We start from the raw sequence: 23,536 nt of genomic DNA on the forward strand, positions 1-23,536 counted from the left end.
GCATTAATTTTTGATACACTAATAAATTATATTATTTTTTTAATTGTGATTTTTTCTGATTGTATTCTTCTTCTGTAATTTCTCCACTGGCATATCTTTCATTTAAAATATTTAAAGCATTATTATTTGAACGTTCATTAGTCTTAGATGATAGCTGCAGGTAATTAATCAGAGCTACAATTCCTAATACTGTTAAAACAACAACACCTATCATCATGAACCAGCCCCATCCATAGCCCATCATTCCATATCCATAACCCATCATAATATTACCTCCATTTTATTATTGTTTTTAAACTTAATATCAGTTCTTAAAATTATGAATAACTATTTTCTTTAAAATATCACTTTTTAAATTAGTAACGTCGATTTTTGTAAATCCGGCCTTTTTAATATTATCTACCGTTCTTCTGTTTATATTTGCACCATATAAATTTAGTGTTAGCGGATTAAATATATCCATCAGAAGTCCAATTGCCCTATTTTCACTTCTCTCATGTTCAATCATGATAATTTTACCGTCACCCTTACAAACTCGTTTTATCTCCTTTAATCCCTTAACCGGATCCGGAACTGAACAAAAAACACATGTTGTAAATACACAGTCAAAACTATTATCAGGAAACTCCATATTTTGAGCATCCATATGAATCAGTTTCACTTTTTTATTATATATATCTGACTTTTCTCTTGCCTTTTCTAACATCTTTTCACTAAAATCTATTGCTGTTACATTTATATTATCTGGATAGTACTGTATATTTTTCCCTGTTCCTACGCCAATTTCAAGAACATCTCCTTGCAATTCCTTCATAACCTCGGTTCTCCACCTTTTCAATGTCATTATTTCCATAGGCTGCTCTAAAATATCATATAGGCTTGAAGCTCTGTCGTATCTTTTTCGAATTTTTTCATTAATATCCAATTTAAAAGCTCCCAAAATATAATTAATATAAAAAGCTCTTGATAAATAATATTATTATCAAGAGCATTCTTAAATAAAAATGGTACTGATACTGAATTAATTCAGCTTTTATTATTTATCTTCTAAACCATTGCACCAGCCATTTTTTTGCATTCATCTGCACACATACGGCAAATATCTGCACATTTCTTGCAATGTTCATCTTTAAACATTGCACATTCCTCTGCACATTTGTCACAAACTTTAGCACACATCTTGCAATGTTCTACTGAAAAGCTGCCTCCCATTGACATAGTTGCAGCTGACATTTGACACATCATTGCACATTCCACCAGCATTTTTACACAATTCTTTCTAGCATTCAAATCCGGTTCATTTAAACATGCATTAAAGCACTCAAAGCAAGCCTGTGCACATTTATTGCAAGCATCTATGCATGATTGCATATGATTATTTGATACTATACCCATTGTAATTTCTCCTTTTCTTTAAATAATCTTGATATATAAATATTATTTGAAATTTAATGGATATTATTCTTAAACTTTTTTATTCTATTGGTTTATTTAATTCAAGTTGCACACTGGAATTATTTTCTTTGCTTTCACAGCAACTTGATTTTTTATTATTTTTTCCTCCACCTAACATCATAGGTATCATTCCTATCATCATAAGTGGACAAATAAATGGTGCAATTACTGCCAATATTCTACTGGTACCAGGGCTAACCCTTGATATAAATGGCAATGCTGCAAAAATTAATATTGGCAAACCGCAGCAAAGTATCATATGAAGCATATGTTTTATTGGACTATGATTGTGTGTTCCTTTATTTTCTTTATTATTTTCTTTATTATTTCCATGACAACTCATTTTAATTCCTCCATTGTACTTTCTTTAACAGAAAGGTTTATTGTATAAAGAGTTTACAATATAACTATGAAGAACTTGTGAAGCACCGTTATCATTAATATAACATGTACTTATACATTTTTCACTTATCTTTACTATATAATCCTATGATATCATCATGTAACATTTTCTTTAATACAATTTAGAAACGCATCTACAACAATACAATCATATTGAGTTCCTTTAAACTTTATTATTTCATTTATAGCTGTGTCCCTCGAAAGGGCTTTCCTATATGGACGGTTTGATGTCATTGCATCATAGGAGTCTGCGACAGCTATTATCAAAGCTTCTATAGGTATATTTTTGCTATTTAAACCATACGGATATCCCGTACCGTCAACCCTTTCATGATGATATAAAATAATTGGAATAATGTTATTAAGAGGCATTACATCTTTTAACATATCTGCACCAATAGCTGAATGCTCCTTTATTTTAGTGTACTCAAAATCATTCAGTTTATCTTTCTTTTTAAGAATTTCATCAGGTATACCTATCTTTCCTATATCATGAAGTAATGCTGCCGTATATAATGTATTAAGTTTTTCCTCATCTAATTTTAGTTGCCTACCTATCTTTAAAGAAATGTTTGCAACTCTGCTTGAATGACCTGCTGTATAAGTATCTTTTGCATCAATAGAATTAGATAATGCAATTATTATATTTTTATAAGAATCGTTAAGTTTTATGTATGCAGATTCTATTTCATTTCTTTGCTTAATTAATTCTATGTTTTGAAATGACAAGGTTTTAGAGCTACTATATACAATCCTCGCCAAAGAAACATATAATAAAATCAGCCCTAAAGTTACTATTATAGTTATTTCTATTGGTATCTGTTTTATATGAGAATTTATATTACCAGACTGTATCCCTATTTCATTTGTTATGAAATTATTAATGTGAAAATTTACTACAACAATTAAAATCCCCGACATAAAAATAAATATAACTAAACTTTTAACTATAAAATTATTAAACAAATTTTCATTATTATCCATAAAAAAATACCTTTAATCTTCTTGTAGCTTAAATTTGCTTATTAATCCCTTTAAATGTTCTGACGATTTATTTAAATCTGAAGCAATTACGCTTAAATTTGAAATTGTGACGTTTTGTTCAGATATAGTAGCAGCTGCTTCCTGCATACTTGCTGTGATGGTCATATTACTTTCTTTAATAGCTTCCATTGTCGCTGATAATTCTTCTGTGGAAGCACTTTGTTCCTCAGCAGTTGCTACGATATTTTGTACCTTATCATTAATATTGCTTACCTTATTGATTATATTTTGAAGCTGTGTATGAACATTTTCAACCATTACACTGCCCTTTTCAATATTTTCACCAACTTCAGAAGTTGCTTCGGTTGTTTGTTTAATCATATCCTGAATATTTAATATAATATTTTCAATATTTTCAGCTGATTTATTATTACTTTCTGCAAGATTTCGAATTTCATCAGCTACAACTCCAAATGCTTTGCCTGACTGTCCGGCTCTTGCAGCCTCAATTGATGCATTTAAAGCAAGCACATGTGTTTGTACAGTTATTGATTTAATTGTATCAATAATTTTTCCAATTTCATCAGCCTGACTTCCAAGCTTTTCTGTTATATTAATTGTATTTAAAGATATTTTTTTTGTTTTTTCCATTTCAAATTTTGAATTTAAAGCTTTCTGTTCACTTTCTTGTGTTAGATTGTTTATACTGTCAATTTCAATATTTATATGCTGTGCATCTGAAGCAAAAGTCTGAGATGCTTGTGCAATCATAAATATACTGTCGGTTATCTGATTGATTGACATGTTTATTTTTTGGGTATCTTCTGCTGTTCTGTTAGTATTATTTTTTATCATATTTATACTTTCGGCAGCTTGTATACCGCTTTCATTCAATAACATAGAGCCTTTTGAAATTATATCAGAATTTATTTTTATGTTAAGTACCATTTCCTCAAGATTTTCCATAAAATTATTAAAAGAAAGTGCTAATTTTAACATTTCATCTTTCGTTCTTACATATATTCTTTTTGTTAAATCCCCTTCTCCTTTCTCAAGATCCTTAAATATATTTAAAAAATTCAGAATTGGTTTAGTAATTACCCTTGAAAGTAAAACAACAATAATTATTGATAAAACTACATTTATTGCTGCTAGATAAATGGACATTTTTTGGTTCATTTCCAAATGCATTTGTAACGTCATCAGATCATCATTTAGTGATGATTCCATTTTCTTTTGTATGTCACTGACTTTCGAGTTAATGTTATCTGCCATTTTATCAAATTCATCCATCATTATATTTCCATTTTCATGACCGTTTGTTATATACATATTAGCCATTTCCTTACCATAAAAATATAAATTATTTAACTCTATATTTATTTCATCTAACTGTTTTTTATATTCCGGATTTATACTTGAAAGTTCCTTTGAATTACTTTTATAAAGGTTATATTGTTCTTCAGCTTCTTTTAAATGTGCTGTATTTTTTGTAGCACTTACATCTGTAAAAAATTGACTAACTTGAATTACATTATTTTTTATTTCAGTAGCATAAATAAAACTTGTAATAGCTTTTTCTTTAATTTCCATGATGTGCATTTTATCATCATTGTAAATTTTTTGATTATAAGCTGTGCTTGAAATTAAAATTAATAAAATTAGAGAAAATCCTGCTATAAGTTTCTTTTGAATTGTATTAAACATTTTGTCCTCCAAAAATCAAAGTATATAATGATCTAAAACATATATTTCACCATTACTTGTAAATATTAACATTAAATTATGGAGACAATGTGTAGAAATCATAAACTTGATTCTTACCTAACCCTTTAGCCATTAAAAGGGCATTATCACTAGATTTTATTATCTCTTCAACTTCCGTACCATCTTCTGGGTAACTTGCTACCCCTAATGATATCGTTATTGTAGGATAAGGATTATTATCTAATTTATTAATGTTAAGCCTTACTTTTTCGGCAACTTCTAATGCCCTATTTTTATTACAATCTTTTAGCAAGATAACAACTTCTTCTCCACCATATCTATACACATTATCACTTGCTCTTACAGAATCATTTATTTCATAACAAACTTTTTGCAAGACACAATCGCCTGTTTGATGTCCGAACCTATTATTAAACTCTCTAAAATTATCTATATCTATAAAAATTATTGAATAATTTTCATGCAAGTGTAACTTACATATATCTTCATCAAATGCTCTTCTATTTAAAAGTCCAGTTAATTTGTCAATCTTAAGGTCTTCTTTTAATATTCTATTAGAATTTTGCAATTTATGATATTTTTCATAAAGGCCTATTGACATAAAATAATTAATTAAGCCAAATATAACGCCTTGTATTATACAACCTATTAGTCCATTAGTATTTCGGATTAAAGGCATTAAAATAAAATGATATAATAATCCGTAACCAGAGCCAAGTAAGATCATGCTTATTAATAAACTGGATTTAAATGATAGTTTCATATGTAATATTCCTCCCTTATAACATTTTACTTGATTGTATTAGCTGTTTATTGTACACATAAAACTAATCCTAACAGTTAATTCAATTGTATTAAGTCTTGATAAATTAAAGCTCCTTTTTATAAATTTAAATATTATTTAGCATATTAGAACTTTGTGGAGTTATTATGGAGAATTCTAAGGATTTAATGTTATTACTCAAACAAGGTGGATGAATTAATCCACGTGTCTATAAAAGATTACATAGAAAATAATCAAAAGAGGAAAATAATATAATGGAATTAATATAATTTCTTATACAAGGAGAAGTCATGAAATGTTAATTATTAATACCATAGGTTTACATTATATTTTTTATAGGATTAACTTAAAGAAATATCAAATCATAAAATAATGTATGTAACTGAAAAGCAGTATTCAATAATTGAATACTGCTTTTTATATAACCCCTTTTATTATACCAGTTTATTTCAAGAATATCTGATTGCCTATTTATATCGAAGTGTTTATACTTTTTATACTGCGCAACTAGAAACTTGATTTTTGCCTAATCTTTTTGCCGTTAAAAGGGCATTGTCACTTGCTTTGATTATCTCATCAGCATGCTTACCATCATCAGGGTAACTAGCTACTCCTAATGAAATTGTTATTGAAGGATAAGGATTATTATTTAATTCATTGATATTAAGCCTTACTTTTTCAGCAATTTCTAATGTTTTTCTTCTGTTACAATCTTTTAACAAAATAACAATTTCTTCACCACCGTACCTATAGGCTTTATCACTTACTCTTATAGAATTTCTTATTTCACGACTAACTTTTTGTAAAACTAAATCACCTACTTGATGTCCAAACTCATTATTAAATTTTCTAAAATTATCAATATCTATAAATATAATAGAATAACTTTCATCTAATGATAATCCCATGATATCATTGTCAAATGCTCCTCTGTTTAAAAGCCCTGTTAACTTGTCAATGTCAAGTTTCTTCTTTAATAATTTATTAGAATTTTTTAATGTGTGATATCTTTTATATAAGCCAATTGACATAAGATAATTTATTAATCCAAAAATAACACCTTGACCTAAACAATGAACCAGCTCACTTCCAATTAAAGGCATAATTATAAAATGATATAATAACCCGTAGCCAGCGCCAAGTGAAAGCATACAGATTAATAAACTTGATTTAAAAGTTAGTTTCACATCAATACCTTCTTTAAGTATAATTTTTTTTACTTTTGACTTATATTAACATTTATATAATTAAAATACAATAAAATTTATTTTAATCATACCTGTTGGTAATTCAGGAGCTTTAATTTTTTATCAATTACAATGTAATATCAAATCCTAAAATTAATCATATATTAAACATAGAAAGCAGGTGAATTTGATGTTTACGTTAAACAATATCCCATTGCAACAAAACCCTATACCATTTTATACAAATATTTCTGCGACTGTCAACACTACAAGAGTAAATTATGATGATATGTATTACTACAATGTTGCTGTATCAAATATCATATACCCCAGTCAAAATATTAATTGGCGACCACATGCTATAATTCTCGTGCCATCTGATATGTGGCAATATGGAACCTGTGCCTCAAGTATTGTTCACTTTCCTGTTAATGGACCAGTGTTGTTCACAGAAAGAAATTACATGCCTCCTGTGATAATAAATGAAATATTGAGGTTGAATCCTTCAGGTGAAGATGTTCCTGCAAAAGTATTGATTGCCGGACCGGTATCAAAGGGGGTAGAAGATTATATACGAACATTTGGATTGACAACATACAGAATTACAAGCTCAGAAGATATATTCAGTGCATGCACCGAAATGGCAGACTTCAGGCTTAATGTAGTTCCGCCTACATCAGAAGAAGGAAATAATGATGTAATAGTAATATCAGGAGAAAATTATGCTGAAGGTATTATTTCATCCTTTTATGCAGCACATAAAGGCACTCCAATTATCATAGTCAGACAAAATGACATACCTCTGCCAATTCAAACTTTTATTTCAAGAAACCGAAACAAGAATTATTATATAGTAGGGTCCACTTATACAATTAGTGAAATTATCGAATCACAAATCAGGAATATGATACAAGGCAATGTGTCTAGAATAAACGGCTATGACCCTTTTACAATTTCAGTAAACTTTGCTAAATATGAAAGCTCTGTGGATAGTTTTGGATGGAAACATAACAAGAAAGACGGATGGGCATTTTCGTACAGTGAACTAAACAAATGGTACCATATCATCTCAAGTGTACTTTTTGCCCATTTAGGTAAACATACACCTCTGTTACTGGTAAACAGCAATAATCTACCTGACGTTGTTAAAAACTATGTAATAAGCGTAAACCCTGACAAAGAAATGCCTGACATGCCACCATATATGCATGCTTATATTTTAGGTAGCTTTTATGATATATCCCATGATACTCAAGTTGAAATTGAAAAAATAACGGATATCCAATCTAAAATGGAGCATTAAATAGCTAGAACATATTAGGCATAATGAAAATGGCTTTCTGTTAAAGTGTTTGTGCAAAAAAACAACCTGATATTAAACATCAGGTTGTTTTATGCAACTATTTATAATCAAAATTTTGATTAAAAGCTTTTGTAGGTTTTATATTAGAGCTATCGAGTTCACCACTTTTAAAAGCTTCTATATTTTCTTCTGCTAAGTTTAATAAATAACTTTTTATAAATTTAAACATATTATCACTCCATTTTCATTATATTTCATATTGGTATTTCTATATAAAGTATTATAACTAAAGATTATGGAGATGTTATGGAGAATAAGTCATTGAAAACACCTTAAAATACTTGTAAAAACTATAATCAGAAATTTGGCATATTAAAGATTTGCAAAAGTAATGAGCTTTAATAACCAAATATGATTATTAAAGCTCCAATATCTTTATATTTCTTCTATTCCAACTACCTCATATCCTGCTTCATCAATAGCTTCCTTAAACTTTACATCGTCAACCGGATGTGCTAAATCTACAACAGCATTCTTATTATCTAAATCTACATTTACGGATTTTACTCCGCAAATTTCTCCTAAAGCTTCTGTCACATGACCTACGCAATGTTGACAGCTCATTCCTTCTATTAATATTTTCTTCTTCATTTAATTTCCTCCATTATTTTTTTATTATATATATTAAATAATTATTTATAATTATCTAACTGGCTTAAATCTCTTTAATCTTAATGCATTAGCTAATACTGACACTGAGCTTAAACTCATTGCTGCTGCTGCAAACATTGGATTTAACAGTGGACCACCAAAGATAAATAATACTCCCATTGCAACAGGTATACCTAATGTATTGTAAGCAAATGCCCAGAAAAGATTTTGTTTAATATTTCTAATTGTGCTCTTACTTAATTGTATAGCAGTCGGCACATCCATCAAGTCACTTCTCATCAGTACTATATCTGCCGATTCCATTGCTACATCTGTACCTGAACCAATTGCTATTCCAATATCTGCTTGTGCTAATGCAGGAGCATCGTTTATACCGTCACCAACCATCGCTACTTTTTTGCCTTCTGATTGAAGTTTTTTAACTTCATTTGCTTTATCCTGAGGCAATACTTCTGCTAATGTTCTGTCTATTCCTACCTGTTTTGCAATTGCTTCTGCTGTTCTTCTGTTATCTCCGGTTATCATAGCTACTTCAATACCCATTTGATGAAGCTTTTCTATGGCTCTCTTGCTGTTTTCCTTTACTGTATCTGCAACTGCTATGATACCTGCTATTTTATTGTCTATTGCAACATACATAGGAGTTTTTCCCTCTTCTGCAAGCTTGTTAGATGTTGATTCCAAATTTTCCAATGAAATATTACGTTCAACCATAAGCTTTCTGTTACCAGCCAATATATTTTTCCCTTCAATCGTAACTTCAATTCCATGACCAGGTATTGCATTGAATGAATCTAACTTCTTAAACTCTAATCCTTTGTCTTCTGCACCTTTTACGATAGCTTCTCCAAGAGGATGTTCTGAACCCTTTTCAGCTGATGCTGTTAATTGAAGCAAGTCATTTTCTTTTATGCCATTTGATGTTATTATATCAGTTACCTTTGGTTTTCCTTCAGTTATTGTTCCTGTTTTATCAAATACGATTGTTTTAATTTTATGAGTTGTTTCCAGAGCAACACCACTTTTAATCAATACTCCGTTTTCAGCTCCTTTACCTGTTCCAACCATTATAGCTGTAGGAGTTGCTAATCCTAATGCACATGGGCATGCTATTACAAGTACTGATATGAATATTGTTAAAGCAAATACTGTTGATTGTCCTCCAAAGAAGTACCAAGCTAACGCTGCAACTATTGAAAGAACTATTACGACCGGTACAAAGTAACCTGAAATTACATCAGCTAATTTCGCAATCGGTGCCTTTGAACCTTGTGCATCTTCAACTAATTTTATAATTTGCGCCAGTGCTGTATCTTTACCAACCTTTGTAGCCTTATATTTTATTGACCCGTTTTTATTTATACTTGCGCCAATAATATTATCTCCGATATTTTTTTCTACTGGAATGCTTTCTCCAGTTAACATAGATTCATCAACTGCAGTTGTACCTTCTATAACTTCACCGTCAACAGGCATTTTTTCTCCTGGTTTAACAACAATAACATCGCCTACTTCAACATCTTCTATAGAAATTTCTACTTCCTTGCCATCTCTAATTATTATTGCTGTTTTTGGAGCAAGACCCATTAATTTCTTTATTGCTTCGGATGTTTTTCCTTTAGTTACTGATTCTAAATATTTACCCAATGTAATAAGTGTTAATATTACACCACCTGCTTCAAAATATAATTCATTTGCATAGTCACCATTTCCGTTATATATTTGTACAATGGCATAAATTCCATATATGAAAGCTGCAGCTGTACCTATTGCTATAAGAGAATCCATATTAGGACTTCCCTTAAACAATGATTTGAAACCTATAGTGAAATATTTGTATCCCACAATCATAGTAGGTGTTACCAAAATTAACTGTACAATTGCAAAGTTCCAAGGATTCATCATTGGATCTATAATTTCAGGTAATTTTATTCCAAACATTTCTCCAAACATATGACCCATAGCCATATACAAAAGCGGTGCCGTGAAAATTGCTGATATTACAAATCTTCTCCATAAAGATTTTATTTCTTTTTCTTTTCTTTCCTTGTCTGCGTCTACTGATGTATCTTCTTCAATAGCTTTATATCCTGCTTTTTCAACTGCCTTTTTTATTTCTGAAACCTTTACTAACGTAGGTTCATAACTTATGGTTAATTTTTCTGTAGCAAAATTTACATTTGCTTCTGTAACACCATTTAACTTTCTGGTAGCTTTTTCTACATTTTTAGCACATGAAGCACAGGTCATTCCTTCAATTTTCATTGTTTTTGACACTGCTTCAGATAAAGCTTTATATCCTGCTTTTTCTACAGCAGCTTGTATATCTTTTACAGTAACCTTTGAATCGTCAAAGGTTACATTTAACTTTTCAGTTGCAAAGTTTACACTTGCATCTGTAACACCCTGTACTTTCTTAGTAGCTTTTTCAACTGTCTTAGCGCAGGACGCACAGGTCATTCCTTGAATTTTAAGACTCTTCTCCAATCATTACACCTCATTTCTTATTTGTATTACTAGTAGTAGCTTGTGTTTTTGGTTTTGGTTTATTTAAATCACAGCAATCCATTCTACCTGTACCAAAAGTTTTTTCATTCTCTTTAGCCAATCTGTCTAGCCAGTTTTTAATAAATTTAAACATTTATACCACTCCTTTTTATTTTTGTATAATTTTTTCTAATATATTAATTATTTCATCAACTTTTTCATCACTTTTATCTTTTATAATGGCTTCTTTTACACAATGATGAATATGTTGTTTTAAAATCAATACATTTGATTTTTTTAATAGTGATTGTGCTGCTATTATTTGATTAGATATATCAACACAATATCTGTCATCTTCCAACATCTTAATTATGCCTTCAATTTGTCCTTTAGCTGTCTTTAAAGATGCTACAGCATTTTCCTTCTCTTTATTCAATAGAATCTCCTCCTCATATATTAATTATTTGCCTATTTGTGTGATATATACAGATTTTGATAAACTCTATACCCCCGGGGGGTGTTTTCTTATGTGTATAATAACAAAAGGTTATGGAGAAATTGTGAAGATTTAAAAAATATTTTTTCGTTTTTCTAAATAAAAAATTGCTCCCATATTATTGGATTTACTCTAAAGAATTCAACACTCCTCTAATTATGGGAAATGAAATCGAATTAATTGCATATAATTCTCCGTGTATTTTAAAAATGAAAACCGTCAGACTGCGCAAAACATAATTCGCAGTCTGGTGTCCCATTGTCACATTCCATCAGTTAATAAATTCAATTGATTCAATATGTCTTTTAACTCTTCTAATCTTTCTCCGTACTCAGCCCAGTTTCCATTCTTTTGAGCTTCTGTTGCTTCATTGAAAATCAAAGTTGCTTGTTCTATTAAAACATTAATATTTGTATTGTCATATTCTTCATTAATAGGTTTTTCTGGTTCTGGTTCAGTATAAATACCAAATATTCTTTCAATAGCCTGGTCTAACGTAGGCTCCATTACAATTCTATCGCCATAGGAAACAACCACCATTTTCATTTCAGGGAAGTTGCTTTCTGTATCTGACTTAAGATAAATAGGCTCTATATAAAGCAATGAATCTTCTATTGGTACTACTAGTGTGTTACCCCTTAAAACAGTTGATCCAACCTGGCTCCACAATGTAAGTTGTGATGAAATTACAGTATCCTGGTCAATTTTTGTTTCAATCATGTTAGGTCCTGGTATTGTCTTGGTTTTTGGAAATTTATACAATACAAGCTCACCATAATTTTCTCCATCATTTCTTGCAGCCAACATTGCAATCATATTATCTTTGCTTTGAGGTGTGTATTGTGTTGTTAAAAGAAATTCAACATTATCTTCCTCTGGCAGTTTGAACATTACATAGCTTGAATCTACAGGATCCTCGCCTCTATCCATATATTTTTCATTTGCAATATCCCAATAATCTTCTCTTCCGAAGAATACTGTAGGATTCTCTATATGATATAATCTATACATATCTGACTGCACATCAAAGTAAATCTGTGAATATCTCACATGATCTCTTAAACCTTTTGGCATTTCATTCATAGGTTTAAATAAATCAGTAAATATTTTATCATATGACTTAATTATTGGATCAGTCTCATCAGCTATATAAAAATCAATTGAACCATCATATGCATCTACAACTACTTTTACTGAATTTCTGATGTAATTTACATTCCAGCCTTCAATAAATTTATCTGTAGGCTGTGAATAAGGGAATCTATCACTAGCAGTGAATCCTTCAATTATCCAGTAAAGCTTTCCATCTTCTTGGTTTACAACAATATAGGCATCCGGATCAAAATACATAAATGGAGCTATTTCATAAACTCTCTCTATTATATTTCTGTTTATTAATATTTTACTGTTAGAATCTATGTTATTGGAAATTAACATTCTATAGCTTCCTTCTCTCAAGCTAAACAACAGCTTATTAACAAATGATAGTCTTATTCCTGCTTCTCCTCCATACAGTGTTTCAACATTATCTGAGCCTGAAGGATAGTCAAATTCCTTTTCATCTGTATTAACTATTATGTATTCATCAGTTTTTTCGCCAAAATAAATTTCTGGTCTTGTGATTTTAAAATCGATATTTGTTGTTGGTGGAATATTTTTTACAAGCATTTCAGGTTGCCCTTGAGCTGTAACCTCGTTAACCTGTGATAATGTTACTCCATAACCATGAGTATATTTCAAATATTGGTTAACCCATGTTCTTGCCTGCTCATTTAAGCGATTTTGGTCTAATTCTCTTGCTGATAGGAAAACCTGCTTGTAATCGCCATCAATTACATATCTATCCACGTCCACATCATTAAAAACATAATATGGTCTTATACCCTGCAATTGATTGTAAACCTGAATCAATGGTTCCTGGTCATTAATTCTTATGTTATCAATAACCTCCTGGTTATTGTTTATATCTTCGATAGTTAAATTATTGTTTACTGGAAACTCTACATCAATTACATCATTTAAGGAATAAGCTGTTTGAGTGCTTTCGATGCTGTATTCCATATATTTTGTTTCCTTTGAAAGCTGGTCAGGTTCAACTATGAAATTTTCAACTATACCAGCAAGCCCTGTTCCTACTATAGTAATAATTATTAATGTAGCTGGAACTGTCAAAGCAAATTTTAAATTTTTCTTTCTTGCACCAATAAAAAATGTAACTGCGGCAATTAAGCATCCCACTGCTAAAACTTTATACAAATTCAATGTTATAATAACATCTGTATAACCAGCTCCAAACACTCTTCCTAATTGAGAATACAATAAATCATAGCTTCTTAACACAAATCTAACAGCTAAAAATACAAATACAAATATTCCTATAATGGACAATTCATTAATAATTCTAGATGCAAAATTTTTATTTAACACTGCACTTAAATCAAATTGTTGATTATTTAATCTCATTTCCTCAAATTGTTCAGATACATTTTTGATACTGTCCTTAATTGCTAGGTATGCATAAAACAAAACTTTTACAACAATAAGAAGGAACAATATGTTTATAATAAAATCAACTGCAGTATTAATTAAAGGCAGTTTAAAAATATAAAAGCCAATGTCATTGTTAAATATAGGGTCTGTTATACCAAAGCTTTCACTATTAATAAACTGCAATATTTCAAACCACATGCTTGATACAATATTTGCAGTAAATAAGAAACTTATTGCTACGGAAATTAATCTTATCCACAAGTTGACCTTTTTATTGGTCTGTGTATCCACAATTTCAGATTCTAAATCATATTTCTTTTTTAATTTCTTGATAAATATGTACAATAAAAAATTCAAAATTACAAAAACAGGAACACCTATGACAAATTGAGCTTTTATTTTAGTTAAAAAAGTCTCTGTATATCCTACTTCCTTAAACCATAAGTAATCTGTTGAAAATTTAATTGCACTGCCAAAGGAATTAATTAATAGAAACAATATTATAATTAATCCAATGGTGAAAAACCTTCCTCTATTTCTCATAAACCCTCCTACTGAAAATGTCTTCTGTATTTTCTTATATCATTTAAATATGGAGAAGTTATGAATTTTTAAATAAACCTTAAATAATAATTTCTTAATTCTCCACATAAACTACATAATTTTATGTTATTTATGAGTTTTAAGTATATTGTAATTTTAACTTATAGACGGAGGTGGCTATGTCTGAAGATTATGAATTAACTAAAAACAAAGAAGGTGGTTATAAAACAAAAAAGCTAAAGAAGAAAAAGAAATATAAAATTATGTGTATTATACTGCTATTAATATTAATTGCAATAATTATTGCAGGTGCATCAGTATTAAAAACTGTAATTACAATAGTTAAAAGCGTACCTGAAATAGATCCTACGAAAGTGCTTAATACACTTTCAGAAAGTTCCGTAATAATTGATGAAAATGGAAATATTATTGAGCAGATTCATGATCCTAATGAAAACAGGGAAATAGTAAAATTAAGTGATATTCCAGAATACTTGCAAAATACATTTATCTCTATAGAAGATCAGCGTTTTGAAGATCATTTTGGTATAGATATAAGACGTATAATCGGTTCATTGCTTCACAATGTTAAGGTTGGTGACCCTACAGCTCAAGGTGCAAGTACAATAACTCAGCAGCTAGTCAAAAATTTATACCTAACAAATGAAAAGTCCTGGGAACGCAAAATAAAGGAGATATATTTGGCAATACAGGTTGAAAGAAAGCTTTCAAAGGATCAAATACTTGAAAACTATCTTAACACCATTCCTTTAGGTCAAAGCTCCTATGGTGTTCAAACTGCAGCTTACACTTATTTTTCAAAAGATGTAAGCGACCTTACACTTGCAGAAAGCGCACTATTAGCAGGGGCTGCTAAAAGTACTGTTCACTATGCACCTTTTAACAGATATAAATTGGATGACATAACTTATATTCCTAAAGAGGATATCGTAGGTTACGTCTATATCGGTTCAGTGCAATACGCATGTGTTTATAATCAAAATGCAATTAATAGACAACAAGTTATATTAAACAAAATGCTTGAATTAGGTTATGTAACACAAGAAGAATATGACTCTGCCGTTCAAGAAGATATGCGTGCAGCATTAAACCCTGGTCAAACCAAGGTCGAAGGTATTTCTTCCACACCAATGGATTATGTAAAAGAAAAAGTTATTGAGGATTTAATTGAAACACAAGTATTGTCCTATGAAGAAGCTGAAAATTATTTATACAAGGGCGGTTTGACAATAACTACTACAATTGATGTAAAAATGCAAAGATCCCTTGAAGATTCATATGCAAACTTTTCAGCCTTGTTCTTGGGAGCAGAGCCTTCAGGTGACAAACCAATTGCCCAGGACTGGAGATACTTCAAATGGTCAAATGGTGAAGGCACAGGAACCTTGGATTCAGCACTAAACATTTTAAACGAAAATGGTCAGATCATTTATTTTGCAAAAGACAATATAATGAATGCAGAAAACAACGTTTATTTAACTCCTGATGAGTATTACTATGATGATAATGGAAATTTAGTAATAAGCTCAAAGAAATTTGATATTTATGGTTCCTCTATTGATATAGTAGATGCTTACACAGTTGATGAAAAGTTGAATTTTGTTTCTCATCAAATAGGAACTTTAAACATTGGCAACAACTATGAAGTTCTTGAGCAAAAAAGATTAAAGGGTACATTTAGAATACCTAAGAGCTACGTTGATAAGAATACTGAAATGTTCCTGGTTGGAAGTGATAATTACTTAAGAATTCCTGAAGGATATTTCTACTTCCAGGAAAAAGGAATAGTACAGCCACAGTCAGCAACAGTCATAATGGATTATAAAACAGGTAAAATAAAAGCTATGATTGGCGGAAGAAATATTGAAGGAAGCAAATTGTTTAACCGTGCAACTGAAGCAACAAGACAGCCTGGCTCTACAATCAAACCCTTATCAGTCTATTTGCCTGCACTTGATTTAGGATATTCAGCTGCTTATCCAATAGATGACCTACCAAGATACAAAGAAGGCAGTAACGATAGATGGCCTAAAAACTGGTATGAATACAAAGATATTAAATACTGGGGTATTCAGACCCTTCGTAGATCCATAGAACAATCAATCAATACTAATGCTGTTACAATGCTTGAAACAATAGGAACAGATGCTGCTATGAACTCATTAGTAAAATTAGGATTAATAGATATGAACAATCCTGAAAATGACACATTTGTTTCTCCATCAGAAAATCCTTCATACAATGATGTTAATCTGGCTTCTCTTGCACTAGGAGGCTTAACAAAAGGATTCACTCCTCTAGATATGACAGCTGCATATGGAGCAATAGCAAATGATGGTGTTTATATTGAACCAATAGCATATACAAAGGTAGTAAACAGCAACGGCGAAACTATATTGGAAAAAGTTCCTGAAACACATGTTGTCGTAAGTCCTGAGATTGCTTCACTTATGAAGGATATATTAAGAACAACTGTTAATCCTGGTCTTTCATACAGAGCTAAGCTCCCTGCTGAAATGGGAATTGAAGTAGCTGGTAAGACGGGAACAACTCAAGCAAATGGAGACTTCTGGTTTATAGGTTTTTCTCCTTATTATGTAGGCGGTATATGGGTTGGAAATGACAATGTACAAATGAAGCTTTCAGGAGACAGTGGTGCCAATGCAAGATTATGGAGTGCTATAATGACTCCTATTCATAAGGGACTGCCTCCTACAAAAATTGAACGTAATCCTAATTTGATTCCTGTTCAGGTTTGCAGTTTTTCAGGTCAATTACCGTCTGAATTATGTCAATTAGAGACAAGAAACAACCATATAATTACAGAATATTTTGTACCAGGTACACAACCAACTGAGAAATGTGATATTCATATAAAAGCAGAAGTATGTACAGATCATAATTTGCTTAAGTCACAGTATTGTCCTGAAGATTTAGTAGAAACTAAAGTTTTCTTTACTAGAGATCCATTATATGATCCGGATGCTAGAACAGATAATTATGAAACTAAAAAGCTTTACCGCCAAATACTTGAAGATTCAATAACCTTTTCGTTAGATGAATTAAAACAAATATATATAAGCCAAGCTACCTGGGATGATAATAACAAATTAACTCATGTTTTAGGAGTTTCTGTTGAAAATTTGAGTTCTTCTAACTCAATTGTAGAAGATTATCCATATCAAATACCTACTAAAACTTGTACGTATCATACAAAATGGCACTATGAGCAATGGATTATCCAGAAAAATTCTACTAACGACAATAAAATTGATAATAACTTGAAAGACACTATTTCAGATATTGTTGATGAGCTGATAGATAATGACAATACAGGCAATTCAAGTAACAAACCAACAGATTCAAACTTGGAATATATTATAAAAAATTGATATATTTATTTTTAAATTACAAGCGACAAAAAGCATCTGTCAATTGATGAACAGATGCTTTTTTATTACCACAGTTGAATTATACTACAGATGAAACATTCTGAGACGATTCAGGATTTTCTACAAAACTTCTTCTGCATGATTCACTGCAAAAATAATAAGTTTTTCCATTTAGATTTTGTTTTATTGCTGTTTCAGGATTAACATACATGCCACATACTGGGTCAATAACCATTTCAACTTGGTTGCTATCTATCCTGCCATTACCAGTTTTTCCTGCATGCACATGACCTTCATCACTATGTCCGCTATGAGAATGTCCGCCGCAACATCCTCCCCCTTTAAACATCATAAATCCCATTGCACCTATTAAAAGAAAATATAAACCGTTCTGCAATACAAATTCCATAATTTTTTCCTCCTGATATTATTTTCTAGTATAATAATAAATAATACTTATGAAGTTTTTGTGGAGATTAAAGTTTTTTATTTAATATAATTTATCATCATTATAAAAATGTACTCTTTCACCTGAATTCCCTACATCACTAAATACTAAAGAAAAAAATTCAGTTTCAGAATTTATGATTTTATTGCCATTAAACTCATTCTTAATTGTTAAAACTCCGTTTATGTGATGAATATCATTGTTTTTTAATTCCCATTCAAATCCGTCATTTATAATAATTCCTTTATCTGTACGAAGCTCTATATACTTACTAATCTCTTGATATGATGATAACTCTATGGAATGCGTTCCAAGTGATACATTAAATACAAGATTTTCAATGTCTCCATTTCTAGGGCTTAAATAATCCACTATAATGTCTATATTTCCCTCATTGCTAAAAGTAATATACTTTGAAAATATGCTGTTTTGTGCTTCACCATATATTTTTTCTTCTTGTTCATTGGAAATTTCATTAGAGCTTTCATCAATATTGCCTTTTATATCTGAAACTTGCTCCTGTTCATTTGTTTTTGGTTGTTCATTTTTCTCAAGTAAAGGATTATACCCCTTAAGAGTTACATACAATATCAATAATCCAACTGCGCATATAATAATTAATTTAATACTTTTTTTCATAGCACACCTTATCCTAATTTTATCATTCATATTTTATATGTTTATACATTAACTTATAATTATGAAGTAACTATTGAATTTTAAATTTATATAAAATCAATAGTTGAATTTTAAAACTAAATAATTTAGCTTCTAAAAAAGAACTAGTCAATTTATATACTAGTTCTTATGATTTATTAGTATTTTCAACCTTGCACATAATAAAAAACAAATACTGATACTGCAATTAACACAATTAAATATAATATTGAAGTGCTTAATTTAATTTCTTTATTAACCAAATCATTATTATATTCAGCACTATTTTTTGAAAGTATCTTGTAAACTACAATTCCTATGATTACTAAAATCAAGCTCAATAAATGAGAAATTGAAAACGGACCCCATATTATTGGATTTATTCTAAAGAATTCAACAATTCCTCTAATAATAGGGAATGAGATCAAATAAATTGCAAATAATTCTCCGTCAAATTTTTTATGATAACTTCTTCTCCATAGAAATATAAATAATATATAATCCAAAATAAATTCATAGACTTGTGCAGGATGTAATATCTGCCCCCCATAATTAATTCCCCATGGCATAATATCACTCATAGTTTTTCCGAAAACATCACAACCCACTCTTCCAATTCCTTGTGCTAACGGTAATGCAGTAACAATAATATCAGCTAGCTTTAAAAATGATTTTTTCTTTTTGACAGTATAAATATAGCCAGCGACTATAGCTGTAAAAATACCTCCATGGATTGATAATCCCCCTTCATAAATTTTAAAAATCTCAACAGGATTATTAAAATAAATTGATGGATTATAGAATAATATATAGAATAATCTTGCTCCAACTATACCTGATATAATTGTAATTAAAACTAAATCTGTTATTATTTCTGAACTAATATCCCTTTTTTTTGCTTCATTTATGGCAAAAATTGTTCCTATAGCAATACCTACTGCTACCGCCACTCCAAAAAAATATATATGAAATGGACCAATACTAAATAACTCTTTCATTATAAACACCTCGCTATTTTATCACACTGCTAATTCTATTGAAAACTTAAAATTTAAATCTAACATTTATATTCCTATCTAATTAATAATTTGGTTAAGTGGTAAGCATTATTTTACATAATTCAGAGGATTTTGCGGTACACCATTGATTCTGTATTCAAAATGAACATGATTTCCTGTTGAATAACCTGTAGAACCTACTAAAGCAATTGTTTCTCCTTTAGAAACCGCTTGTCCTTTACCAACCAGTAATTTAGATGCATGAGAATAAAGAGTTGAAATTCCTCCTCCATGATCTATAATTACATAATTGCCGTAAGACCAATGGTAACCAGAAAAAATAACAATTCCATCATTAGAAGATACGATTGGCTGTCCATATGGACCTGGTATATCAATCCCACGATGATTTGACCATGCTCCGGTTATCGGATCAGCTCTTCCACCAAAGTAAGATGATATTCTGCTGTACCCCGGTAAAGGCCAAGACATTCCACCTCCAGAAAATTCACCTGCTCCCTGTAAAGATAAAATGTCTCTTTCAATTTGACTTGATTGGGCTTCTTCGGCAACCATTAATAATTCAAGGGACTTAATATCCTGCTCAAGGCTTGAAATATAATCGTCTTTAGCTTTAGAGGCTGTCTCAACACTTTCTTTCTTATCACTTAATTCTTTTATTACATCCGCTAATTCAAGCTTCTCATTTTCAAGGCTTAATTTAACTTCTTCAACCTTTTTCTTTTGTTCTTCTATACTTTTTAGCAATTCTACGTCGCTTTCAACAATAAGTTGTACCATATCAACACGTGTCATTGCATCGGTTAAATTTTCTGCATTAAGTATTAACTCAATGTAACCAGAAGTACCACTTTTGTACATAGCTCTTAGTCTTTCTCCAAGCAATTTGTTATTTTCTTCTATATCTTTATTTAATTTGATAATTTCTTCTTCCTTTAAATTAATTTTCATATTTAATTCTTGTTTTTGAAGTTCGTAATTTTGTAATTCTAAATTAAGTGCATTAATCTCCAGCTGTAAACTGTCTATATCTGCTTGCATACTATTTTTTTCATTTTTCAAAGCATTCGCTTCATTCCTATATTCTAATATTTGGCTTTGTATACTTGCTTGTTTGTTTTGCAAATCATTAATGCTTCCTCCGGCATTTAATGGTGTAAAACTTTCAATGGCAAATATTATGCTCAAGCTTAAAATTATAGATTTCTTAAACATACGTATTCTCCCTGTCAAATAAATTATGTATTCTACAAATAATGACAAAGATATCAAAATATTATGGAGTTTCTATGGAGAAAATTATTTTTTATCTCCACAACAACTTCATAATTTAAATTTATACTGTACCCATAGAAATTAAAAAAAGGAGAGATAGATATGTTTAAAAAAGTATTAGGTTTAACTGCTGCTGTAGTAGTTGTCTTAGGGTTAGCTTCTGTTTCACTTGCAAAAATAGGTGTAGAAAAAATAATAAGCAATCCAGTATATGCACAAACATCTGTTACAACAAATAATAGTTCATATAGTAAATATGATATGATTGAAACAATGAGAAATAATGGCTTCAGTGATATAGCAGATGATTTGGAAAACGGTGATTACAAGGCGATGGATGATTTTATGAATACTTTAACTGAAGAGGATTATCAAAAAATGATTGATTTAATGAGAGAAACAAATCCTGGAATGGCAGATATGATGGAAGGCATTGGAAGAGAACAAATGATAGAAATGCATAATGCCATGGGTGGAGCCGGTGGCTGCCATGGAAATAATAGAAATAATGGTAATGATGAATTTGAAGAAACAAAGACAGTTTTATAAACAGTAGAATTGAAAAAAATATATATTTAAACAGTATTCAAAATTTATTTGGATACTGTTTTTTTGTTTATAATTATATTTTATTAATTAATAAAGATATCTTTACTTTTTCATCTTATTTATCCCTTAATTTACCATCAATAATATCATTATCAAATGGAGTTTTATATTCTGACTGATTTTTAAACTCAGTTACTGCCTTTTTGACTCTATTTAATGAAGCTATTGTTCCCGGTCCGCCGATACATCCACCAAAACACGCCATACCCTCAAGTAAATATCCGTTCTTTTTCCCTGCCTTTGCCAACCTCATAAGTTTTACACACTCATGCAAAGTAGATGCACCTTCAACATTTATCTCTCTAAAAGGGTCAATTTTTTGAGCGGTATTTTTTACTGCTTCAGCTACTCCACCTGCTATGGCATAGCCACGACCGAGTGTAGAAGCATCCTGTATTTCTTTTGATACCTCTATTTCTGATAATTCTATTCCCTTAGCAACAAACATACCCATAAGTTCCTCAAAGGTTATTACAAAATATACATAATCTTTAACATCTTCTCGTAATGCTTCTAACTTCTTAGAAATACAAGGACCTATAAATGTAATTTTTGCTTCAGGATCCTTATTCTTAATATACTTAGCGGTCTCTACCATTGGAGAAGAAGAATCTGATATATATTGGTATTGATCCGGAAACAACTTCTTAACCATTATTGTCCAAGAATTGCAGCAACTTGTTCCCATATAAGGATTTTCGCTAGGTACTCTTTCAAGAAATTCTTTTGCTTCCCGTAGAGTTGTAATATCTGCTCCAAGGCTAACCTCAACTACATCTTTAAATCCTAGTTGCTTAATACCCTCGAATATTTGAATTGGAGACGCTAATGGTCCAAACTGAGCCAAAAATGACGGAGCAATAATTGCATACATATGATTATTTTTCTTCAACGCTTTTACAAGCTGGTATATTTGGGACTTATCTGAAATAGCTCCATATGGACACTGAATAATACAATTCCCACAAGATACACATCTAGCTGCATTAATTTGAGCTCTACCTAAATAATCACTATCAATTGCATTAACACCACATGCTTCAGCACAAGGTCTCTCATACTTTACAATTGCGCTATATGGACAGGTTTCCTTACACCTACCACATTTAATGCACTTATCCTGATCAATAATTGCTCTTTCCTTACCAATAGAAACTGCATTTGTTGGACATACATTAGTGCAAGGATGGGCTAGGCACTTTCTACAATTGTCCGTAACATAAAAAGACTTAGTCGGGCATGCCTCACACGCAAAGGTAATGACATTTACTAAGGGCTCAATAAATTGAGTTTCATCAACATTTGCTTCAGAAATTCCATCAGTAACACGATGATACTCCGTTGGTTTTCTTACATCTAACCCCAATGTCAACCTTAGTCGTTCATCTACTATTGCTCTTTCTCTAAATATACTATCTCTATATATAGCTACCTCTCCAGGTAAAATATCAAATGATAATTTTTCCAATTCGCTTAAATCAGTTTCATCATATGCCATTTTGGCAATTTTTGTAAATACTTGTCTCCTAATGTTAATTAGATTAACATAGCTTTCTTTCATAAAAATTAGTCCTCCAAGTTTCT

General features: G+C 30.5%; 22 protein-coding genes. 3 read left to right on the forward strand and 19 right to left on the reverse strand.

Annotated features, from left to right (window positions below):
- Positions 1–31: 31 nt before the first annotated feature.
- From RTW14_RS14060 to RTW14_RS14095, 8 genes are all read right to left on the reverse strand, one after another.
- Positions 32–265 (reverse strand): SHOCT domain-containing protein, encoded by a 234-nt coding sequence (locus RTW14_RS14060; protein WP_312652503.1) that lies wholly within the window; start codon positions 263–265, stop codon positions 32–34.
- A gap of 39 nt (positions 266–304) precedes the next feature.
- Positions 305–925, reverse strand: a complete 621-nt coding sequence (locus tag RTW14_RS14065; RefSeq protein WP_312652505.1) for a class I SAM-dependent methyltransferase — start codon at positions 923–925, stop codon at positions 305–307.
- A gap of 122 nt (positions 926–1,047) precedes the next feature.
- Complete coding sequence (locus tag RTW14_RS14070) at positions 1,048–1,395, reverse strand: four-helix bundle copper-binding protein (protein ID WP_312652507.1); 348 nt, start codon at positions 1,393–1,395, stop codon at positions 1,048–1,050.
- Positions 1,396–1,474: 79 nt separating this feature from the next.
- Positions 1,475–1,798, reverse strand: coding sequence for a hypothetical protein (locus tag RTW14_RS14075; protein WP_312652509.1), 324 nt, complete (start codon positions 1,796–1,798; stop codon positions 1,475–1,477).
- A 155-nt stretch (positions 1,799–1,953) separates the two neighbouring features.
- Positions 1,954–2,841 carry an HD-GYP domain-containing protein gene (locus RTW14_RS14080; RefSeq protein ID WP_312652511.1) on the reverse strand — a complete coding sequence of 296 codons (888 nt, stop codon included), beginning with the start codon at positions 2,839–2,841 and terminating at the stop codon, positions 1,954–1,956.
- 12 nt (positions 2,842–2,853) lie between these two features.
- On the reverse strand, positions 2,854–4,548 hold the full coding sequence (locus RTW14_RS14085) for a methyl-accepting chemotaxis protein (protein ID WP_312652513.1): 1,695 nt from the start codon (positions 4,546–4,548) through the stop codon (positions 2,854–2,856).
- 76 nt (positions 4,549–4,624) lie between these two features.
- Complete coding sequence (locus tag RTW14_RS14090; protein WP_312652515.1) at positions 4,625–5,332, reverse strand: GGDEF domain-containing protein; 708 nt, start codon at positions 5,330–5,332, stop codon at positions 4,625–4,627.
- Positions 5,333–5,847: 515 nt separating this feature from the next.
- A complete protein-coding gene (locus tag RTW14_RS14095; protein ID WP_312652517.1) occupies positions 5,848–6,540 on the reverse strand; it encodes a GGDEF domain-containing protein in 693 nt (230 codons plus the stop codon).
- Positions 6,541–6,730: 190 nt separating this feature from the next.
- Between RTW14_RS14095 and RTW14_RS14100 the strand changes: the two genes are divergently transcribed.
- Positions 6,731–7,843: a cell wall-binding repeat-containing protein gene (locus tag RTW14_RS14100; RefSeq protein WP_312652519.1), complete on the forward strand. Its 1,113-nt coding sequence runs from the start codon at positions 6,731–6,733 to the stop codon at positions 7,841–7,843.
- 97 nt (positions 7,844–7,940) lie between these two features.
- On the opposite strand, the gene RTW14_RS14105 is transcribed toward RTW14_RS14100, so the two are convergent.
- The 6 genes from RTW14_RS14105 to RTW14_RS14130 all read right to left on the reverse strand — a co-directional run bounded on the left by RTW14_RS14105 (position 7,941) and on the right by RTW14_RS14130 (position 14,531).
- The gene (locus RTW14_RS14105; protein WP_312652521.1) at positions 7,941–8,072 is read right to left on the reverse strand and encodes a hypothetical protein; all 132 of its coding nucleotides are present in this window, start codon (positions 8,070–8,072) and stop codon (positions 7,941–7,943) included.
- A gap of 206 nt (positions 8,073–8,278) precedes the next feature.
- Positions 8,279–8,494, reverse strand: a complete 216-nt coding sequence (locus tag RTW14_RS14110; RefSeq protein ID WP_312652523.1) for a heavy-metal-associated domain-containing protein — start codon at positions 8,492–8,494, stop codon at positions 8,279–8,281.
- Positions 8,495–8,545: 51 nt separating this feature from the next.
- Positions 8,546–11,002: a heavy metal translocating P-type ATPase gene (locus tag RTW14_RS14115; protein WP_312652525.1), complete on the reverse strand. Its 2,457-nt coding sequence runs from the start codon at positions 11,000–11,002 to the stop codon at positions 8,546–8,548.
- A 10-nt stretch (positions 11,003–11,012) separates the two neighbouring features.
- Positions 11,013–11,156 carry an LDCC motif putative metal-binding protein gene (locus RTW14_RS14120; RefSeq protein ID WP_312578891.1) on the reverse strand — a complete coding sequence of 48 codons (144 nt, stop codon included), beginning with the start codon at positions 11,154–11,156 and terminating at the stop codon, positions 11,013–11,015.
- A gap of 15 nt (positions 11,157–11,171) precedes the next feature.
- The gene (locus tag RTW14_RS14125) at positions 11,172–11,438 is read right to left on the reverse strand and encodes a metal-sensing transcriptional repressor (protein ID WP_312652528.1); all 267 of its coding nucleotides are present in this window, start codon (positions 11,436–11,438) and stop codon (positions 11,172–11,174) included.
- 321 nt (positions 11,439–11,759) lie between these two features.
- Complete coding sequence (locus RTW14_RS14130; protein WP_312652530.1) at positions 11,760–14,531, reverse strand: UPF0182 family membrane protein; 2,772 nt, start codon at positions 14,529–14,531, stop codon at positions 11,760–11,762.
- Positions 14,532–14,710: 179 nt separating this feature from the next.
- Here RTW14_RS14130 and RTW14_RS14135 point away from each other — a divergent pair, with 179 nt between their 5' ends.
- Complete coding sequence (locus RTW14_RS14135) at positions 14,711–17,944, forward strand: transglycosylase domain-containing protein (RefSeq protein WP_312652532.1); 3,234 nt, start codon at positions 14,711–14,713, stop codon at positions 17,942–17,944.
- Between the two features lie 79 nt (positions 17,945–18,023).
- On the opposite strand, the gene RTW14_RS14140 is transcribed toward RTW14_RS14135, so the two are convergent.
- From RTW14_RS14140 to RTW14_RS14155, 4 genes are all read right to left on the reverse strand, one after another.
- Complete coding sequence (locus RTW14_RS14140; RefSeq protein ID WP_312652535.1) at positions 18,024–18,353, reverse strand: YHS domain-containing protein; 330 nt, start codon at positions 18,351–18,353, stop codon at positions 18,024–18,026.
- Positions 18,354–18,434: 81 nt separating this feature from the next.
- Positions 18,435–19,031, reverse strand: coding sequence for a hypothetical protein (locus RTW14_RS14145; RefSeq protein ID WP_312652537.1), 597 nt, complete (start codon positions 19,029–19,031; stop codon positions 18,435–18,437).
- 185 nt (positions 19,032–19,216) lie between these two features.
- Complete coding sequence (gene lgt / locus RTW14_RS14150) at positions 19,217–20,047, reverse strand: prolipoprotein diacylglyceryl transferase (protein ID WP_312652539.1); 831 nt, start codon at positions 20,045–20,047, stop codon at positions 19,217–19,219.
- 108 nt (positions 20,048–20,155) lie between these two features.
- A complete protein-coding gene (locus tag RTW14_RS14155) occupies positions 20,156–21,283 on the reverse strand; it encodes a murein hydrolase activator EnvC family protein (RefSeq protein WP_312652541.1) in 1,128 nt (375 codons plus the stop codon).
- A 162-nt stretch (positions 21,284–21,445) separates the two neighbouring features.
- Between RTW14_RS14155 and RTW14_RS14160 the strand changes: the two genes are divergently transcribed.
- The gene (locus RTW14_RS14160) at positions 21,446–21,892 is read left to right on the forward strand and encodes a hypothetical protein (protein WP_312652543.1); all 447 of its coding nucleotides are present in this window, start codon (positions 21,446–21,448) and stop codon (positions 21,890–21,892) included.
- 115 nt (positions 21,893–22,007) lie between these two features.
- On the opposite strand, the gene RTW14_RS14165 is transcribed toward RTW14_RS14160, so the two are convergent.
- Positions 22,008–23,513 carry a 4Fe-4S dicluster domain-containing protein gene (locus tag RTW14_RS14165; RefSeq protein ID WP_312652545.1) on the reverse strand — a complete coding sequence of 502 codons (1,506 nt, stop codon included), beginning with the start codon at positions 23,511–23,513 and terminating at the stop codon, positions 22,008–22,010.
- Positions 23,514–23,536: the final 23 nt, after the last annotated feature.

The organism is Aminipila sp. (genome assembly GCF_032051575.1).
Lineage (GTDB): Bacteria > Bacillota > Clostridia > Peptostreptococcales > Anaerovoracaceae > Aminipila.

Bases quoted from the DNA above. Each gene is read 5' to 3' on its own strand.
- RTW14_RS14060 (WP_312652503.1), bottom strand. From the start codon at position 265: ATGATGGGTTATGGATATGGAATGATGGGCTATGGATGGGGCTGGTTC.
- RTW14_RS14070 (WP_312652507.1), bottom strand. From the start codon at position 1,395: ATGGGTATAGTATCAAATAATCATATGCAATCATGCATAGATGCTTGC.
- RTW14_RS14075 (WP_312652509.1), bottom strand. From the start codon at position 1,798: ATGAGTTGTCATGGAAATAATAAAGAAAATAATAAAGAAAATAAAGGA.
- RTW14_RS14080 (WP_312652511.1), bottom strand. From the start codon at position 2,841: ATGGATAATAATGAAAATTTGTTTAATAATTTTATAGTTAAAAGTTTA.
- RTW14_RS14085 (WP_312652513.1), bottom strand. From the start codon at position 4,548: ATGTTTAATACAATTCAAAAGAAACTTATAGCAGGATTTTCTCTAATT.
- RTW14_RS14090 (WP_312652515.1), bottom strand. From the start codon at position 5,332: ATGAAACTATCATTTAAATCCAGTTTATTAATAAGCATGATCTTACTT.
- RTW14_RS14100 (WP_312652519.1), top strand. From the start codon at position 6,731: ATGTTTACGTTAAACAATATCCCATTGCAACAAAACCCTATACCATTT.
- RTW14_RS14105 (WP_312652521.1), bottom strand. From the start codon at position 8,072: ATGTTTAAATTTATAAAAAGTTATTTATTAAACTTAGCAGAAGAAAAT.
- RTW14_RS14110 (WP_312652523.1), bottom strand. From the start codon at position 8,494: ATGAAGAAGAAAATATTAATAGAAGGAATGAGCTGTCAACATTGCGTA.
- RTW14_RS14120 (WP_312578891.1), bottom strand. From the start codon at position 11,156: ATGTTTAAATTTATTAAAAACTGGCTAGACAGATTGGCTAAAGAGAAT.
- RTW14_RS14130 (WP_312652530.1), bottom strand. From the start codon at position 14,531: ATGAGAAATAGAGGAAGGTTTTTCACCATTGGATTAATTATAATATTG.
- RTW14_RS14135 (WP_312652532.1), top strand. From the start codon at position 14,711: ATGTCTGAAGATTATGAATTAACTAAAAACAAAGAAGGTGGTTATAAA.
- RTW14_RS14140 (WP_312652535.1), bottom strand. From the start codon at position 18,353: ATGGAATTTGTATTGCAGAACGGTTTATATTTTCTTTTAATAGGTGCA.
- RTW14_RS14145 (WP_312652537.1), bottom strand. From the start codon at position 19,031: ATGAAAAAAAGTATTAAATTAATTATTATATGCGCAGTTGGATTATTG.
- lgt (WP_312652539.1), bottom strand. From the start codon at position 20,047: ATGAAAGAGTTATTTAGTATTGGTCCATTTCATATATATTTTTTTGGA.
- RTW14_RS14155 (WP_312652541.1), bottom strand. From the start codon at position 21,283: ATGTTTAAGAAATCTATAATTTTAAGCTTGAGCATAATATTTGCCATT.
- RTW14_RS14160 (WP_312652543.1), top strand. From the start codon at position 21,446: ATGTTTAAAAAAGTATTAGGTTTAACTGCTGCTGTAGTAGTTGTCTTA.
- RTW14_RS14165 (WP_312652545.1), bottom strand. From the start codon at position 23,513: ATGAAAGAAAGCTATGTTAATCTAATTAACATTAGGAGACAAGTATTT.